The 17,132-nt window shown below is 65.9% G+C and carries 14 protein-coding genes; 9 read left to right on the forward strand and 5 right to left on the reverse strand.

Translation table 11 applies throughout. The annotated features are described in order from the left end of the window. Positions 1 to 155: 155 nt before the first annotated feature. Positions 156 to 2,015: a dihydroxy-acid dehydratase gene (ilvD, locus tag ACT531_RS12385; protein ID WP_015014824.1), complete on the reverse strand. Its 1,860-nt coding sequence runs from the start codon at positions 2,013 to 2,015 to the stop codon at positions 156 to 158. Between the two features lie 410 nt (positions 2,016 to 2,425). On the opposite strand from ilvD (ACT531_RS12385), the gene ilvD (ACT531_RS12390) reads away from it, so the two are divergent. Beyond that, complete coding sequence (gene ilvD / locus ACT531_RS12390) at positions 2,426 to 4,129, forward strand: dihydroxy-acid dehydratase (RefSeq protein ID WP_476017612.1); 1,704 nt, start codon at positions 2,426 to 2,428, stop codon at positions 4,127 to 4,129. A 195-nt stretch (positions 4,130 to 4,324) separates the two neighbouring features. Here ilvD (ACT531_RS12390) and ACT531_RS12395 read toward each other — a convergent pair whose 3' ends face one another. After that, the gene (locus ACT531_RS12395) at positions 4,325 to 4,567 is read right to left on the reverse strand and encodes a TIGR04438 family Trp-rich protein (RefSeq protein ID WP_015014826.1); all 243 of its coding nucleotides are present in this window, start codon (positions 4,565 to 4,567) and stop codon (positions 4,325 to 4,327) included. A gap of 115 nt (positions 4,568 to 4,682) precedes the next feature. Here ACT531_RS12395 and ACT531_RS12400 point away from each other — a divergent pair, with 115 nt between their 5' ends. Beyond that, positions 4,683 to 4,988: a c-type cytochrome gene (locus tag ACT531_RS12400; protein WP_015014827.1), complete on the forward strand. Its 306-nt coding sequence runs from the start codon at positions 4,683 to 4,685 to the stop codon at positions 4,986 to 4,988. Positions 4,989 to 5,157: 169 nt separating this feature from the next. Here the strand turns inward: ACT531_RS12400 and ACT531_RS12405 are convergent, their stop codons facing one another. Next, positions 5,158 to 5,631, reverse strand: a complete 474-nt coding sequence (locus ACT531_RS12405; RefSeq protein WP_110961111.1) for a LapA family protein — start codon at positions 5,629 to 5,631, stop codon at positions 5,158 to 5,160. A 279-nt stretch (positions 5,632 to 5,910) separates the two neighbouring features. Next, entirely contained in the window at positions 5,911 to 7,905 is a 1,995-nt protein-coding gene (gene acs / locus ACT531_RS12410) for an acetate--CoA ligase (RefSeq protein ID WP_476017613.1), read from the reverse strand. Between the two features lie 258 nt (positions 7,906 to 8,163). Here acs and ACT531_RS12415 point away from each other — a divergent pair, with 258 nt between their 5' ends. From ACT531_RS12415 to ACT531_RS12440, 6 genes are all read left to right on the forward strand, one after another. After that, positions 8,164 to 8,763, forward strand: a complete 600-nt coding sequence (locus tag ACT531_RS12415) for a TIGR00645 family protein (RefSeq protein ID WP_060984978.1) — start codon at positions 8,164 to 8,166, stop codon at positions 8,761 to 8,763. A gap of 211 nt (positions 8,764 to 8,974) precedes the next feature. Further along, positions 8,975 to 9,889, forward strand: a complete 915-nt coding sequence (locus ACT531_RS12420) for a dioxygenase family protein (protein WP_476017614.1) — start codon at positions 8,975 to 8,977, stop codon at positions 9,887 to 9,889. A gap of 42 nt (positions 9,890 to 9,931) precedes the next feature. Next, complete coding sequence (locus ACT531_RS12425) at positions 9,932 to 10,210, forward strand: hypothetical protein (protein ID WP_476017615.1); 279 nt, start codon at positions 9,932 to 9,934, stop codon at positions 10,208 to 10,210. Between the two features lie 6 nt (positions 10,211 to 10,216). Next, the gene (locus ACT531_RS12430; RefSeq protein WP_476017616.1) at positions 10,217 to 11,896 is read left to right on the forward strand and encodes an ATP-binding protein; all 1,680 of its coding nucleotides are present in this window, start codon (positions 10,217 to 10,219) and stop codon (positions 11,894 to 11,896) included. Beyond that, complete coding sequence (locus ACT531_RS12435) at positions 11,893 to 12,591, forward strand: response regulator (RefSeq protein ID WP_476017617.1); 699 nt, start codon at positions 11,893 to 11,895, stop codon at positions 12,589 to 12,591. Before ACT531_RS12430 ends, ACT531_RS12435 begins: the two co-directional genes overlap by 4 nt. Before the next feature lie 189 nt (positions 12,592 to 12,780). Then, positions 12,781 to 13,935, forward strand: coding sequence for a DNA topoisomerase IB (locus tag ACT531_RS12440; RefSeq protein WP_476017618.1), 1,155 nt, complete (start codon positions 12,781 to 12,783; stop codon positions 13,933 to 13,935). Positions 13,936 to 13,952: 17 nt separating this feature from the next. Here ACT531_RS12440 and fumC read toward each other — a convergent pair whose 3' ends face one another. After that, positions 13,953 to 15,362, reverse strand: coding sequence for a class II fumarate hydratase (gene fumC, locus ACT531_RS12445; protein WP_476017619.1), 1,410 nt, complete (start codon positions 15,360 to 15,362; stop codon positions 13,953 to 13,955). A 181-nt stretch (positions 15,363 to 15,543) separates the two neighbouring features. Between fumC and ACT531_RS12450 the strand changes: the two genes are divergently transcribed. Next, positions 15,544 to 17,100: a fumarate hydratase gene (locus ACT531_RS12450; RefSeq protein WP_110961104.1), complete on the forward strand. Its 1,557-nt coding sequence runs from the start codon at positions 15,544 to 15,546 to the stop codon at positions 17,098 to 17,100. The last annotated feature ends 32 nt before the right edge of the window (positions 17,101 to 17,132 follow it).

A 17,132-nucleotide genomic window follows, 5' to 3' on the forward strand; every position in this document is an offset into this window, starting at 1 on the left:
GCAGGACCCACAGAACCCTTTTTTGAATAAAAAGCCGAGGAAGCGCTAGTCCATCATGCGCTGACAGCTATCAAAAGTAGAGCGCCCATAAAAAAGCCGCGCCCTCAGGGCGCGGCTTCTAGCGGCAGCAGGGCACCCGGCCCCGCAAAACCACCTCAGTCGTCCAGCAGCGACAAGTCGCGCACGGCGCCCTTGTCGGCAGACATCACCAGCTTGGCATAGGCCTTGAGCGCAGCCGACACCTTGCGGGGCCGTGGCTGGGCAGGCTTCCAGCCCTTGGCGTTTTGCGCTTCGCGGCGCTTGGCCAGTTCTTCATCGCTCACCAGCACATTGATCGTGCGGTTGGGGATGTCGATGCGGATGCGGTCGCCGTTCTGCACCAGGCCGATCGCGCCGCCGGCGGCCGCTTCGGGCGAGCAGTGACCGATCGAGAGGCCCGAGGTGCCGCCCGAGAAGCGCCCGTCCGTCAGCAGCGCGCAGGCCTTGCCCAGGCCCTTGGACTTGATGTAGCTGGTGGGGTACAGCATCTCCTGCATGCCGGGGCCGCCCTTGGGGCCTTCGTAACGCACGATGACCACGTCACCGGCCTTGACCTTGTCGGCCAGGATATTGGCCACGGCCTCGTCCTGCGACTCGGTCACGTGGGCCGTGCCTTCAAACACCAAGATGCTTTCGTCCACACCGGCCGACTTGACCACGCAGCCGTCCACTGCGATGTTGCCGGTCAGCACGGCCAGGCCGCCTTCCTTGCTGAAGGCGTGGTCGTACGAGCGGATGCAACCCTCGGCGCGGTCCAGGTCCAGGCTGGGCCAACGGGTGTTCTGGCTGAATGCCACCTGCGTGGGGATGCCTGCGGGGCCGGCCATGTAGAAGGTGCGCACGGCGTCATCCTGCGTACGCACGATGTCCCACTGGTCCAGCGCGTCTTTGAGCGTGGGAGCGTGCACCGTGGGCACGTCGGTGTGCAACTTGCCCGCGCGGTCCAGCTCGCCCAGGATGGCCATGATGCCGCCCGCGCGGTGCACGTCTTCAATGTGGTACTTGTTGGTATTGGGCGCCACCTTGCACAGCTGCGGCACGACGCGCGAGAGGCGGTCGATGTCGGCCATGGTGAAGGGGATCTCGGCCTCTTTGGCAATCGCCAGCAGGTGCAGGATGGTGTTGGTGGAGCCGCCCATGGCGATGTCCAGCGTCATGGCGTTTTCAAACGCCTTGAAGCCCACCGAGCGGGGCAGCACGCGTTCGTCGTCCTGCTCGTAGTACTGCTTGGCCAGGTCCACGATGCGGCGGCCTGCGCGCTTGAAAAGCTGTTCTCGGTCAGCATGGGTGGCCACCACCGTGCCGTTGCCGGGCAGCGACAGGCCCAGCGCCTCGGTCAGGCAGTTCATGGAGTTGGCGGTGAACATGCCCGAGCACGAACCGCAAGTGGGGCAGGCCGAGCGCTCGACCTCAGCCACGTCTGCGTCGGAGTAGTTGGTGTCGGCGGCAATCACCATCGCATCCACCAGGTCGAGCTTCTTGAACTCCATGACCTTGGTGACCGGGTTGGCCAGGCGGGTCTTGCCCGCTTCCATCGGGCCGCCCGAGACGAAGATCACCGGGATGTTCAGGCGCATGGCGGCCATCAGCATGCCGGGGGTGATCTTGTCGCAGTTGGAGATGCACACCATGGCATCGGCGCAGTGCGCGTTGACCATGTATTCGACCGAGTCGGCAATGATGTCGCGGCTGGGCAGCGAATACAGCATGCCGTCGTGGCCCATGGCGATGCCGTCATCAACAGCAATGGTGTTGAACTCCTTGGCCACGCCGCCAGCGGCTTCAATCTCGCGGGCCACCAGCTGGCCCAGATCCTTCAGGTGCACGTGGCCGGGCACGAACTGGGTGAACGAATTGACCACCGCGATGATCGGCTTGCTGAAGTCATCGTCTTTCATGCCGGTGGCGCGCCACAGGGAACGCGCGCCTGCCATGTTGCGACCGGCGGTGGAGGTTTTGGAACGGTAGATGGGCATCGTGCTGGCTTCTGGAAAATCGCTGAAAAGGAAGCGGGCCGCAGGAATAAAGGCCCCTTGGGATGCTCTTCACGCATCATCGCGCCGTGTGCATCTGCGGCCTCGGACGGTCTGCAGCGTTGCAAATGCTCGCAATAGCACCGGCTATTGCTGCGCTTTGCGCCTTGCAGCCCATCCCGATCCGCAGTGCTCACTTTCCGCTCGATTCGTGAAGAGCACCCCTCGCTCCCGTGCAACCAACCTCTTGAGCAGTGCCGGGGGCAAACCTGTCAATTATCGCCCAGCCCTTTGGGCCCCCACGGGGCGGCGGCTTTGGGGATTGCGGGGGCAGCCCCCACGCAGTGCGACAGCGCTGGCAGAATGGTTAATTCCGCTCCAGCACCACCAACCCGACACCAGGACGCCCCACGATGACCGACTCCAGCAAGCCCACCGCGCCCATCAACCGCCGCAGCGCCAACATCACCCAGGGCAAGTCGCGCGCACCCAACCGCTCCATGTACTACGCCATGGGCTACGAGGAAGGCGACTTCGTGAAACCCATGGTGGGCGTCGCCAACGGCCACAGCACCATCACCCCCTGCAACAGCGGCCTGCAAAAGCTGGCCGACGCGGCGATCGAGGGCATCGAAGAAGCCGGCGGCAACGCCCAGGTCTTCGGCACACCCACCATCAGCGACGGCATGGCCATGGGCACCGAAGGCATGAAGTACAGCCTGGTGAGCCGTGAAGTCATCAGCGACTGCATCGAAACCTGCGTGGGCGGCCAGTGGATGGACGGCGTGCTGGTGGTCGGCGGCTGCGACAAGAACATGCCCGGCGGCCTGATGGGCATGCTGCGCGCCAATGTGCCAGCCATCTATGTGTACGGCGGCACCATCCTGCCCGGCCATTACCAGGGCAAGGACCTGAACATCGTGAGCGTGTTCGAGGCGGTGGGCGAGAACGCGGCGGGCAAGCTCAGCGACTTCGACCTCAAGGAAATCGAAAAGCGCGCCATCCCCGGCACGGGCTCGTGCGGTGGCATGTACACCGCCAACACGATGAGCAGCGCGTTCGAGGCGCTGGGCATCAGCCTGCCCTACTCCTCCACCATGGCCAACCCGCACGACGAGAAGATGAACTCGGCCAAGGAATCGGCCAAGGTGCTCATCGAGGCCATCAAGATGGACCTCAAACCCCGCGACATCGTGACCAAGAAGGCCATCGAGAACGCCGTCGCGGTCATCATGGCCACCGGCGGCTCGACCAATGCCGTGCTGCACTTTCTGGCGATTGCCCATGCAGCGGGTGTGGAGTGGAGCATTGACGACTTCGAGCGCGTGCGCGTGAAGACCCCCGTGCTGTGCGACTTGAAGCCCAGCGGCAAGTACTTGGCTGTGGACCTGCACCGCGCAGGCGGCATCCCGCAGGTCATGAAGATTTTGCTGAATGCAGGCCTGCTGCATGGAGACTGCCTCACCATCGAGGGCAAGACGATTGCCGAGGTGCTGAAGGACGTGCCGAACGAGCCGCGCGCCGACCAGGACGTGATCCGCCCCATCAGCAACCCCATGTACGCGCAGGGTCACCTGGCGATCCTGAAGGGCAACCTGAGCCCTGAGGGCGCGGTGGCGAAGATCACGGGCTTGAAGAACCCCGTCATCACTGGCCCGGCCCGCGTGTTTGACGACGAACAATCAGCACTGGAAGCCATCCTGGCGGGCAAGATCAAGGCCGGCGACGTGATGGTGCTGCGCTACCTGGGCCCCAAGGGAGGGCCCGGCATGCCCGAGATGCTGGCGCCCACAGGCGCACTGATCGGCGCGGGCCTGGGCGAGAGCGTGGGCCTGATCACCGACGGCCGCTTCTCCGGCGGCACCTGGGGCATGGTGGTGGGCCACGTGGCGCCCGAAGCCGCCGCGGGCGGCACCATTGCCTTCGTCAACGAGGGCGACAGCATCACCATCGATGCACGCCAGCTGCTGCTGCAACTGAATGTGCCGGACGAAGAAATCGCCAAGCGCCGCGCCGCCTGGACGGCACCTGCCCCGCGTTACACCCGGGGTGTGCAAGCCAAGTTTGCGTTCAACGCATCCAGCGCGAGCAAGGGGGCGGTGCTGGACGCCTATTGATGGCGCTGCGGCTGCGCACCGGCCGGCGGCGAGAAGACGGTTGAGGCTCCGGCGGACGTCTTTCTCCAGGTGGTCGGCTCACAACAAAAAGCCCGCAGTACGCGATGTACTGCGGGCTTTTTGTTGAATAGACGGCCAGAAAAAACTCATCGCGCAGACCACCATGAGCCCCTTGAGGCGGGACCAGCGCCAGTGTCAGCGCGGCTTGCGTGGGCGAATGCCCAAGGCTTCCTTATGCTTGTTGATGCGGTCCTTTTTGCGCTGATCCATCTTTTCCATGGCCTTGCGCTTGGTGTAGCCGGTGGAATCAGCCCAGGCCCACCACAGCGCCGTGGCGGCAAAGGGGGCCAGCACCCACCACCACGACCATGTGGCCACAGGGCCGATCTCGAAATACTTGAGTGCCAGAATGAGAAGGGACAGACCCAGCAGATACATCGCTCTCTCCAAAAAATGCCGCGAAAAGCGGGATTGACCAAGGACAACTGCGTGTCAACCCAAGTCACTACAATCGCATTAAAAGCACTGTAACTCAACCACAGGAATTCCCACCATGAAGCGTTCCCTGATCACCCTCGCCTTGACGCTGTCGGTTGCGGCACCCGCGATGGCCGACCTGGCCTTGGCCACCTCCAAGAACTGCATGGCTTGCCACGCAGTGGACAAGAAACTGGTGGGCCCTGCCTACAAGGACGTGGCAGCCAAATACGCGGGTCAGAAGGACGCTGTGGACAAGCTGGCAGCCAAGATCATCAAGGGTGGCTCTGGCGTGTGGGGCCCGGTGCCCATGCCCGCCAACGCCCAAGTGAATGACGCCGAAGCCAAGAAGCTGGCCGCCTGGGTGCTGACGCAGAAGTAATTGGCTGAAGCCCAAGGGTTCCGGGTTTGACGCCCGATAGAACCCATGAAAAAAGCCGTGCACCATGTGACGCGGCTTTTTTGTGCCCGGACGCTTTGGTGCTCAGACGCTTTGCAGCGATGGAACCAAGAGCGCAGGAACCTGCTCCGGTTCCTGCAGTAGCGCGGGACTAAACGACAGGCGTCCCCAGCGCATGGCGGGAGCGCAGCTGCTGCTCCAGCTGCCCCACATAGGCCGCCGTGGTGTTGTCAGACTCCTCGGCGCGCGCCGCGAGACGGGCTTCCAGGTGGTCCAGACGCGCCAGCACGGCTGCATGGGCTTGGCTGTGCTGGGCCTCCAGAAAGGCACGCAGCTCCGTGAAGCGGGACGCCTCGGCCTTGTCGGCCAGTTCGCGCTGCGCCTGCAGCTCTTTGGTGTGGCGGCGGGTTTCGAGCAGCACCGAGCCCTGCAGCGACAACACATACGCCAAAAAGAAGATGCCCAACAACGTGGTGAGGGCCAGCATCAGCAGGCCGAGGGGAGCCTCAAACGACACAACTCCCAACGATACGAGGGAGGGAGCCGCCAGCGTGGGCCAGTTCAGGGCAGCCAGTGCGGCGATGGCCAGCACGGTCAGCAGCAAAACGAAGGAACGCAGTTGCATGTGAAATCTCCGGTCAGCGGCGCCCGGCCACGATGACCGGTCACGCCATGCTGCCGTTGTAACGCATGCACAGGGATTCACACGCTCCAGAGGAGTAATTGGAGATTGCGTCCTACAAAGCGCGCTGCGAGCCTGCCGGGTGAGCGGGCCCGCTGTTTCGATCACGTGCCGGGGTGATGATCAACGGGTTTTGGGGCCACATCACATCGCTGCGAGATATGAATGTCCCCGAATCCGGCAAGCGCTGCGCGCTGGCGCCGTTGCACGGCGCCTTCTGGATCAGTTGGTCTGAGCCAACTGATCCAGAATTGCCGGATTCTCCAGCGTGCTGGTGTCTTGGGTGATGGCCTCGCCCTTGGCGATGCTGCGCAGCAGGCGGCGCATGATTTTGCCGCTGCGGGTCTTGGGCAGGTTGTCGCCAAAGCGGATGTCCTTCGGCTTGGCAATGGGGCCGATTTCCTTGGCCACCCAGTTGCGCAGCTCGTTGGCGATCTGCTTGGCTTCTTCGCCCGTTGGGCGCGAGCGCTTGAGCACCACAAATGCGCAGATGGCCTCGCCGGTCACGTCATCCGGGCGGCCCACCACGGCGGCTTCGGCCACGAGGTCGGTCTTGGCGACCAGGGCCGATTCGATCTCCATCGTGCCCATGCGGTGGCCCGACACGTTCAGCACGTCGTCGATGCGGCCCGTGATGCGGAAGTAGCCCCGGTCGGCGCTGCGCACGGCGCCGTCACCCGCCAGGTAGTAGCCCTTGAGTTCTTCAGGGAAGTAGCTCTTCTTGAAGCGTTCAGGGTCGTTCCAGATGGTGCGGATCATGCTGGGCCAGGGCTTCTTGATGACCAGGATGCCGCCCGAGCCATTGGGCACGTCGTTGCCCATTTCGTCCACGATGGCGGCCGTGATACCGGGCAGCGGCAGCGTGCAGCTGCCGGGCACCAGCGGCGTGGCACCCGGCAGCGGGGTGATGACGTGGCCGCCGGTTTCAGTCTGCCAGAAGGTGTCCACGATAGGGCAACGCTCGCCACCCACGTTCTTGTGGTACCACATCCAGGCTTCGGGGTTGATAGGCTCACCCACGCTGCCCAGGATGCGCAGGCTCGACAGGTTGGAGCGCGCGGGGTGCACCGCCTCGTCGGACTCGGCGGCCTTGATGAGCGAGCGGATGGCCGTGGGAGCGGTGTAGAAGATGGTGCACTTGTGACGCTCGATCATCTGCCAGAAGCGGCCTGCGTTCGGGAAGGTGGGGATGCCTTCAAAGATGATCTGTGTGGCGCCTGCCGCCAGCGGGCCGTAGGCCACGTAGGTGTGGCCCGTGATCCAGCCGATGTCGGCCGTGCACCAGAATACGTCGTCGGCGCGCAGGTCGAACGTCCAGTCCATGGTCATCTTGGCCCACAGCAGATAGCCGCCGGTGCTGTGCTGCACGCCCTTGGGCTTGCCGGTGGAGCCGCTGGTGTACAGGATGAACAGCGGGTGCTCGGCACCCACGGCCACCGGGGCGCATTCGGTGCTTTGGCCAGCCAAGGCTTCGGCAAAGGTCTTGTCGCGCCCGGCCACCATGTTGCAGGCCGTGGCCGTACGCTGGTAGACGAACACGTTGCGGATGGTGTCGCAACCACCCATGGCCAGGGCTTCATCGATGATGGCCTTGAGCGGCAGCTCCTTGCCGCCGCGCATCTGGTAGTTGGCGGTGATCACGGCCACGGCACCGGCGTCGATGATGCGCTCGTGCACGGCCTTGGCGCTGAAGCCGCCAAACACCACGCTGTGCGTGGCGCCAATGCGCGCGCAGGCCTGCATCGCCACCACGCCTTCGATGGTCATGGGCATGTAGATCAGCACGCGGTCGCCCTTGGCCACACCGTGGGCCTTGAGCGCGTTGGCAAACTGGCTCACGCGGGCGAGCAGCTCTTTGTAGGTGATCTTGGTGACGGTGCCATCGTCGGCTTCGAAGATGACGGCGGTCTTGTTTTCGGTGGCTGTGCCGATGTGGCGGTCGAGGCAGTTGGCCGATGCGTTGAGTTCACCATCTGCAAACCACTGGAAGAACGGCGCGTTGGACCCGTCCAGGGTGCGCGTGAAAGGCTTGGTCCACTGCAGGTTGGCCTGTGCCTGGCGCGCCCAGAAGCCCTCGAAGTCCTTCTCGGCTTCGGCACACAGCGCCTCATAGCCCGCCATGCCGGACACGCGCGCGGCTTTGACAATGGCGTCCGAGGGCGGGAACACGCGGTTCTCAACCAGCACGGACTCGATGGCGGATGTGGGCGCACTCATGGTGTTGTCTCCTGGATCTAATGGGAATTGGAATTGGGCGGTACTGTCGGGCGCGGCACTTACAGGCCACTGACTGGCGCGAAGCTTACAGAGTACGCCATCGCGGCCCGCCGGGCGCAGGCTGCGCGGCCTCCCCCACGCCAGCGGTGAGGTCGTTCCCGGCGACGGGCCCGGGCACGACAGGCTCCGCCCAGCATGCCATCGCGAAGACATTCGCGCCCCCTAAAATCGCGCCTCCTGCAACCCTTTGCGAGTGCCATGTCCTCTCCCCAACACAAGCCCCCCGCGCCACTGCGCCCCCTGCCTTCCATGATCTTCGCCAGCCGGTGGCTGCAATTGCCGCTGTATCTGGGCCTGATCCTGGCGCAGGCGGTGTACGTCTTCCATTTCTGGGTGGAGCTGGTGCACCTCATCGAAGCCGCCTTTGGCAATACGACGGCCCTGCAAAGCCTGGTGTCCAGCATTGGTTACAAGAGTGATTTCCAGGTCACCGCGCTCAACGAGACCATCATCATGCTGGTGGTGCTGGCGCTGATCGACGTGGTGATGATCTCCAACCTGCTGATCATGGTGATCGTGGGCGGCTACGAGACCTTTGTCTCACGCCTGCACCTCGAAGACCACCCCGACCAGCCCGAGTGGCTGAGCCACGTGAACGCCTCGGTGCTCAAGGTCAAGCTGGCCACCGCCATCATCGGCATCAGCTCCATCCACCTGCTCAAGACCTTCATCAACGCCGCCAACTACGACCTCAAGGTGCTGATGTGGCAGACCATCATCCATGTGGTGTTCCTGCTCAGCGCCCTGGCGATTGCGCTGACCGACCGTCTGATGTCGCACTCGTCCGACAGCCACTGAGCACAGCGGGAGCCCCTGGGCGGCCCGGCGCCGCTGCGCCCGCCCAGGGCAAAATATCAGTCAAAATTGCCCATAGCGCTAGTGGAATATACGCTGGCAGCTATCAAATTTGAAGTGATCACACTTCAGCAGGCAGCGCCCGGCAGCGCTCCCAGATTTCTCCTCAATCGGTAGGCACATTGCGGTGCAGACCCACCTGAAGGAGAAATCCATGCCCCCTCTGCACGCTCTTGTCCCTACAGCCGCCACGGCACCTGCACCTGCCGCAGCGGCCTCCCTCACACCACCCGCCGCCACCAGCCGCCGCCTGGCATTGAGCGTGCTGGGCTCCCTGGGCGCTGCCAGCCTGTGGGGCTGCGGCGGAGGTGGCGACAGCACCAGCACCGACGCAGGCACTGGTACAGACTCCGGTTCGGGCACGGGCAGCGGCACCGGCACCGGATCAGGGACCGGCACGGGAACGGGCACCGGCACAACCACCACCTGCTCCGTCGTACCCGAGGAAACCGCCGGCCCCTACCCTGCCGACGGTTCCACGGCCAGCAACAACACTTACAACGTGCTCGCACTCAGCGGCATCGTGCGTTCGGACATCCGCAGCTCGGTGGGTTCGTCCAGCCAAGTCAGTGGCGTGCCGCTGTCCATCACCATCACGCTCACCAACACCAAGGCCAGTTGTGCACCGCTGTCGGGGTACGCCATCTACCTGTGGCACTGCACGCAGGACGGCAACTACTCCGTCTATTCCTCCAACAACATCGCCGACAACTACCTGCGCGGCGTGCAGGCCACGGATGCCAACGGCACCGTCACCTTCACCACCATCGTGCCGGGCTGCTATGCAGGCCGCATGCCCCACATGCACCTGGAGATCTACCCCACGCTGGCATCGGCGACGAAGGCCGCCAACAAGATCAAGACCACGCAGCTAGCCTTTCCCACCGCGCTGCTCAGCAGCATATACAGCGCCAATTCCGGCTACAGCGCCAGCGTGCGCAACCTGGCCTCCATCACCTTCGCCACTGACAACGTGTTCAGCGACGGCACCGATCTGGAGATGACCACCATGCAGGCCAACTCCGGCGGTGGCTACTCCGCCAGCATCACGATCTCCATCGCGGTCTGAGCCCCTCCCCATCGCTTCTTCCGCTCATTTCTAAGGCACACCATGCAACAGATGCACACCCTTCTCGCCAGCCTGGCTCTGATCTCCCTGGCCGCTGCAACCCCCAGCCACGCCCAGCCCGCCCGCGGCACACCGCCCGCGCCGCCTCCAGATGCCTACGCCGCCTGCAAGGGCAAGACCGAAGGCGCCTCCGTCACGCTCACCATGCCCGACGGCAAAACCCTGGCCGGCACTTGCCGCACAATGGACGGCACCCTGGTGGCCATGCCCGCTGGCGGGCCCGGTGGCCCCGGCGCGGGTGGCCCGCCCCCCGCCCGCTGACCCACCATGCCGCCCCTGCGCTCCCTCGTCCCCGTGCCCCACCTGACGCTGCACCGCAAAGCCTTCATCGCCCTGGCCGCGCTGCTGCTGGCGCTGCTGCTGATCTTTGTGGGGTTCTCACGCCTGGGGCTGCAGCGGGGCCTGGGGCCGTATGTCGCCGAGATCGAGCTGGCCCGCATGGACTGGCTGGCCGAGCGCCTGCAAGCCCACCACACCCAGACGGGCGGCTGGGACAGCCTGCGCGGGCAGCCCTCCCTGTGGGGACGGCACACCCACCCGAGCGGCGGCCCGCGCGGGCCCGGCGGTTCCCGCCCGCCCAGTGGCCCGCCACCGGACCACAGCAATCCCTTTGCCGCGCCGTCTGCGTCCCCGCCCCCCTCCGCGCAATCTGGCCTCTTGATGCAGCCTGCCAGCCCGGCCAGTGCCCCTGCGGCCAACGACAGCCAAGGTGCCCGCGGCACCGACCCGGGCAATGGCCCGCCCCCGCGCCCGCCCAACGACGACCTGCGCCCCATGGACCGTGGCGCTGCGCCGCCCCAGCGCCACCCCGATGACATCTACCCCCGCCTGGGCCTGCTGGACGCGCAAGACCAGTTAGTCGCAGGCACCGCGCCCCAGCCCGGGGGCGCCCGCCTGGCATTGCGCGGCGCCAGCGGCCAGGTCATTGGGCACCTCGTGCTCGCACCGCCCCAGGGCGTGCGCAGCGAGGCCGACCAGGCCTTTCTGGCGCAGCACCTGGGCTTTGTGGCGTGGACGGGCCTCGCCGGTCTGGCCCTGGCGCTGCTGCTGTCGGGCTGGCTCGCGCGGCGCTGGCTGGCCCCGGTCGAGGCCCTGGCCACCGGGGCGCGCGGCATTGCGCAGGGCCACCTGCACACCCGCGTGCCCGTGCATGGCAACGACGAACTGGCCCAACTCGCCCGCACCTTCAACACCATGGCCGAACAACTGGGCAGCATCGAGGCCAGCCGCCGCCAGTGGCTGGGCGACGTGGCCCACGAGCTGCGCACACCCCTGGCCGCCATGCGCGCCGAGATCGAGGCTGTGCAGGACGGCATCCGCCCCTTTGACGACAAGACCGCGCTGCGCCTGCACCGGCAGGTGATGCGCCTGATCCAGCTGGTGGGCGACCTGCGCGCCAGCCTGGATGCGGCGGGCACCAGCGCGCCCTCGGCCCAGGTGCCCGTGCACCCGCTGTCGCTCCTGGGCGAGGCGCTGGCCTCCATGCGCCCCCGTCTGGCGCAGGCTGGCATTGATGTGGACACCACCGGTCTGGACGCCCTGACCGCACAGGGCACTGCTCAGCCCGCACCCCTGGTGCGCGGCGACGCACAGCAGCTGCACCAGGTGTTTTTGAACCTGCTGGAAAACAGCCTGCGCTACACCGACGCGGGCGGCCTGCTGCGCATTGCGGCGCGCCTGCTGCCACCGGCTGATGGAGTTCCACAGCTGCAGGTGCAGCTGGACGACAGCGCGCCCGGCGTGCCCGCACACGAGCTGCCCCGCATCTTTGACCGCCTGTACCGCGCCGAAACCTCGCGCAACCGCGACCACGGCGGATCAGGCCTGGGCCTGGCGATCTGCCGCGCCATCGTGCTCGCGCACGGCGGCACACTGACGGCCGAACCCTCCCCCCTCGGCGGACTGCGCATCACGCTGCAACTGCCCTTGCTGGACAACCCTTCATGAGCCCCCGCATTCTTGTCGTCGAAGACGAACCCGACATCGCCGCCATCGTGGTGGACTACCTGCGCCACGCGGGCTACACGGTGGAGCACCAGGCCGAAGGCCGCGCAGCCCTCGCCAGCCTCATCACCACACCGCCCGACCTCACGCTGCTGGACATCATGCTGCCCGGCATGGACGGCCTGGAGATGTTGCGCCAGGCGCGGCGCCACACGCAGCACCCCATCATCATGCTCACGGCCCGTGTGGAAGAAGTGGACCGCCTCATCGGTCTGGAGCTGGGAGCGGACGACTACATCTGCAAACCGTTTTCACCGCGCGAGGTGGTGGCCCGCGTCAAGGCCGTGCTGCGCCGCACCGCTGCCGCACAAGAGCCGCCAGCCCACCAGACAACCACCGCCGCCTTGATGCTGGACGAATCGCACTGGCAAGCCACATTGCACGGCAGGCCGCTGGGACTGACCCGCCGCGAGTTCAAGCTGCTGCAGGTGCTGGCGCGGCAGACCGGGCGCATCTTCTCCCGGGCCCAGTTGCTGGACCAGGCCTATGACGACACGCTGGACGTGAACGAGCGCGCCATCGACAGCCACATCAAGAACCTGCGCAAGAAGCTCAAGGCCGCCAGCACAGACGGCAGCGACTGGATCCGGTCGGTGTATGGCGTGGGCTTTGCGCTGGATCCGACGGCGCCAGATTGATACGCTTTTGATAGCAACAAGCGCATATTCGATATGCGCCACAGCCTCTTTTCGCACCACATCGCGGCACGGATTCCACAGCACGGTTGCGCGGGTCGCTCACCGCAGCGCACGCCACAGGCCTACACCGCTCGCGGGCACCAGCGGGTGTGATCAAAGCCCACTCACCGGCTTTTTCCACTGCCCCTCATGCCCGCATCCCCCAAGCCCGGCCCCCCATCCTCGGCCCGCTCATCCGCACCCGCGCCCTCCCCATCACCCGGACTGCAAGGTGGCTTGGTGTACGTCAGCCCCACACTGCCGGGCATTACCCGGGTACGCTGCGGCGCCAAGGCGTTTCGCTACCGCCTGCCTGATGGCCAATGGCTGCAAGACCCGGCAGAGATCGATCGCATCCGGCGCCTGGCCATCCCGCCGGCCTACACCCAGGTGTGGATCTGCCCCCTGCCCAACGGACACCTGCAGGCCACCGGGCTCGATGCACGCGGGCGGCGCCAGTACCGCTACCACGCCATGTGGCGCCAGCAGCGGGACGAAGGCAAGTTCGAGCACATGCAGGCCTTTGGCAGGGCGCTGCCGCGCATCCGGGCCCGCGTGGCGCGCGACCTGGCCACACCCCGCCGAGGCCCGGTGCTCACGCGCGAGCGGCTGCTGGCCACGCTGGTGCGCCTGCTGGACACCACTTTTCTGCGCGTCGGCAATGAGGAATACGCCAGCACCAACCGCTCGTATGGCCTGACAACGCTGCGCACGCGGCATGCGCGGCTGCAGGGCAACGAGCTGCGGCTGCGCTTTCGCGGCAAGAGCGGGGTGCAGCAAGAGACCACCCTGAACGACCCGCAGGTGGCCCGCGTGGTGCGCCGCTGCCAGCAGTTGCCGGGGCAAGAGCTTTTTCAGTATGCGGATGAAGACGGCAACCTGCGCACCCTGGGTTCTGGCGACGTGAATGACTACCTGAACGAGATCACCCGCACTGCTGGCAAGGCCGACGGCGAACGCTTTACCGCCAAGGACTTTCGGACCTGGCACGGGACCACGCAGGCGCTGGAGCTGACCCGGCTAGCCTGCACTGGTGCGGATGCCGCCAACCCCACGGAGAAGGGTCTGCGCTACAGCGCCCAAGCCATCCTGGCCGAGGTGGCCTACCAATTGGGCAACACGCCCGCCGTGTGCAAAAAGTCGTACGTGCACCCCGCCGTCCTTGCGCTGGGCGCACAGATCGCGTCCGACCCTAGCCCACGCAGCCAGCAGGTGTGGGCCCGCCTTGGCGGCGCCACATCACCCCGCGGCCTCAGCGCTGCCGAGCGCCGGCTGCTGACGTTTCTGAGCAAGCCTCGGGCATAGGGCCTGCATCAAGGAGATCAGCGCCCCACCATATCCCCCGGCACTACCCACTGGTCAAACTGCTCGCCCGTCACATGGCCCGAGGCCACGGCGGCGGCACGCAGGCTGGAGCCCTCCTTGTGCGCCTTCTTGGCAATGAAGGCCGCCTTGTCGTAGCCGATGTGCGGGTTCAGCGCCGTCACCAGCATCAGCGACTGCTCCACCAGGTCGTTGATACGTGCCTGGTTGGGCTCGATGCCCGCGGCGCAGTGCTCGTTGAAGCTGGCCATGCCGTCGGCCAGCAGGCGCACGCTTTGCAAAAAGTTGTGGATCACCATCGGGCGGAACACATTCAGCTCGAAGTTGCCCGAGGCCCCGCCGATGTTGATGGCCACGTCGTTGCCCAGCACCTGCGCGCACAGCATGGTCAGCGCCTCGCACTGCGTGGGGTTGACCTTGCCCGGCATGATGGACGAGCCCGGCTCGTTCTCGGGGATGGTGATCTCGCCCAGCCCGCTGCGCGGGCCGCTGGCCAGCCAGCGCACGTCGTTGGCAATCTTCATCAGGCTGGCCGCCAGGGTCTTGAGCGCGCCGTGGGCATGCACCAGCGCATCACAGCTGGCCAGGGCCTCGAACTTGTTGGGGGCGGTGACCAGCGGCAGGCCGGTCAGGTCGGCCAGCTCCTTTGCCACGGCCTGCGCATAACCGGCAGGCGCATTGAGCCCTGTGCCCACAGCGGTGCCGCCCAGAGCCAGCTCCCCCAGGTGGGGCAGCGCGGCGCGCACATGCTGCTCACCGTGCTGCAGCTGCGCCACCCAGCCCGAGATCTCCTGGCCCAGTGTGAGGGGCGTGGCGTCCTGAAGGTGGGTGCGGCCAATCTTCACGATGCCATCAACCGCCTTCGCCTTCGCCGCCAGCGTGGTGCGCAGGCCGTGCAGCGCGGGCAGCAGGCGGTGCATCAGCGCGTCCACCGCCGCCAGGTGCATGGCGGTGGGGAACACGTCGTTGCTCGACTGGCTCTTGTTCACCTCGTCGTTGGGGTGCACCAGCCGCGCCTCGCCACGCGGGCCGCCCAGCAACTCGCTGGCGCGGTTGGCCAGCACCTCGTTCATGTTCATGTTGGTCTGGGTGCCCGAGCCGGTCTGCCACACCACGAGCGGAAACTCCTGCAGGTGGCCGCCGCCAATCACTTCGTCCGCCGCCGCCACGATGGCGGTGGTCTTGGCCGCGTCGAGCAAACCCAGCGCGTGGTTCACATAGGCACTGGCCCGCTTGACCTGGGCCAGCGCGCGGATCAGCTCGGGCGCCATGCGCTCGCCCGAGATCGCAAAGTGGTGCAGCGAGCGCTGCGTCTGCGCCCCCCACAGCCGGTCGGCCGGGACATCGATGGGGCCGAAGGTGTCTTTTTCGGTGCGGACTGCGGTCGGGGCGGGGGTGGAGGTTTTCACGGGTGGACCTTGCCGCTCTGCGAGCGAATGGGAGTGGAACGAAACACCAGACCGCAGCATACCCACGCCAGGCCATGGCGCGCCAGCACCCGACGGCTCCCCACCATGGCCCCTGACAGGACCACGCAAGCCCGGCGGGGGATAATTCGAGGTTCGCGTTTTCCCTAAAACCCCCACCGCCATGACCACGACGACCATTCGCCAAGAAGACCTGATCGAATCCATTGCCGGCGCGCTGCAGTACATCAGCTACTACCACCCCACCGACTACATCGCCCACCTGGCACGCGCCTACGAGCGCGAAAAGAGCCCTGCGGCCAAGGATGCGATCGCCCAGATCCTGACCAACAGCAAGATGAGCGCCACCGGCCAGCGTCCCATCTGCCAGGACACCGGCATCGTCAACGTGTTCCTGAAGGTGGGCATGGACGTGCGCTGGGAAGGCTTCACCGGCAGCCTGGACGACGCCATCAACGAAGGCGTGCGCCGTGGCTACAACCACCCCGACAACACGCTGCGCGCGTCGGTCGTGGCCGACCCCCAGTTCGCCCGCAAGAACACCAAGGACAACACCCCCGCCGTGATCTTCACCGAGATCGTGCCCGGCAACACCGTGGACATCACCGTGGCAGCCAAGGGCGGCGGCTCGGAGAACAAGTCCAAGATGTACATGCTCAACCCCGGCGACAACGTGGTGGACTGGGTGCTCAAGACCGTGCCCACCATGGGCGCTGGCTGGTGCCCGCCCGGCATGCTGGGCATCGGCATTGGCGGCACGGCCGAGAAGGCGGTGCTCATGGCCAAGGAAAGCCTGATGGACGACCTGGACATGTACGAGCTGCAGGCCAAGCAAGCCAGCGGGGCCGAACTCGACAATGTCGAAAAGCTGCGCCTGGAGTTGTTTGAAAAGGTCAACGCCCTGGGCATTGGCGCACAAGGCCTGGGCGGCCTGACCACGGTGCTGGACGTCAAGATCAAGATGTACCCCACGCACGCGGCCAGCAAGCCGATTGCGATGATTCCCAACTGCGCCGCAACGCGCCATGCGCACTTTGTGATGGACGGCTCGGGCCCCGTGTACCTCACGCCCCCCAGTCTGGACCTGTGGCCTAACGTGGACTGGGCGCCCGACTACAACAAGAGCAAGAAGGTCAACCTCGACACGCTGACCAAGGAAGAAGTCGCCAGCTGGAAGCCCGGCGACACGTTGCTGCTCAACGGCAAGATGCTGACTGGCCGCGATGCCGCGCACAAGCGCATCCAGGACATGCTGGCCAAGGGCGAAAAGCTGCCTGTGGACTTCACCAACCGCGTCATCTACTACGTGGGCCCTGTGGACCCGGTGAAGGGCGAAGCCGTGGGCCCCGCAGGCCCGACCACCGCCACGCGCATGGACGGTTTCACCGAAATGATGCTGGCCCAGACTGGGCTGATCGCCATGGTGGGCAAGGCCGAGCGCGGCCCGGTCGCCATCGAGGCCATCAAGAAGCACCAGAGCGCCTACCTGATGGCCGTGGGCGGCGCCGCCTACCTGGTCTCCAAGGCCATCAAGACCGCCAAGGTCGTGGGCTTTGAAGACCTGGGCATGGAAGCCATCTACGAATTCGACGTGGTGGACATGCCCGTGACCGTGGCCGTGGATGCCGGTGGTACCAGCGCCCACATCACCGGCCCGGCCGAGTGGCAAAAGCGCATCGCCTCGGGCGAGTTCAAGGGCATCGGCGTCGCTGCGGCCTGATGCGCGTTGGTGTGGCAGGGCCCGCACGGTGC

Source organism: Acidovorax sp. DMC1 (assembly GCF_056314325.1).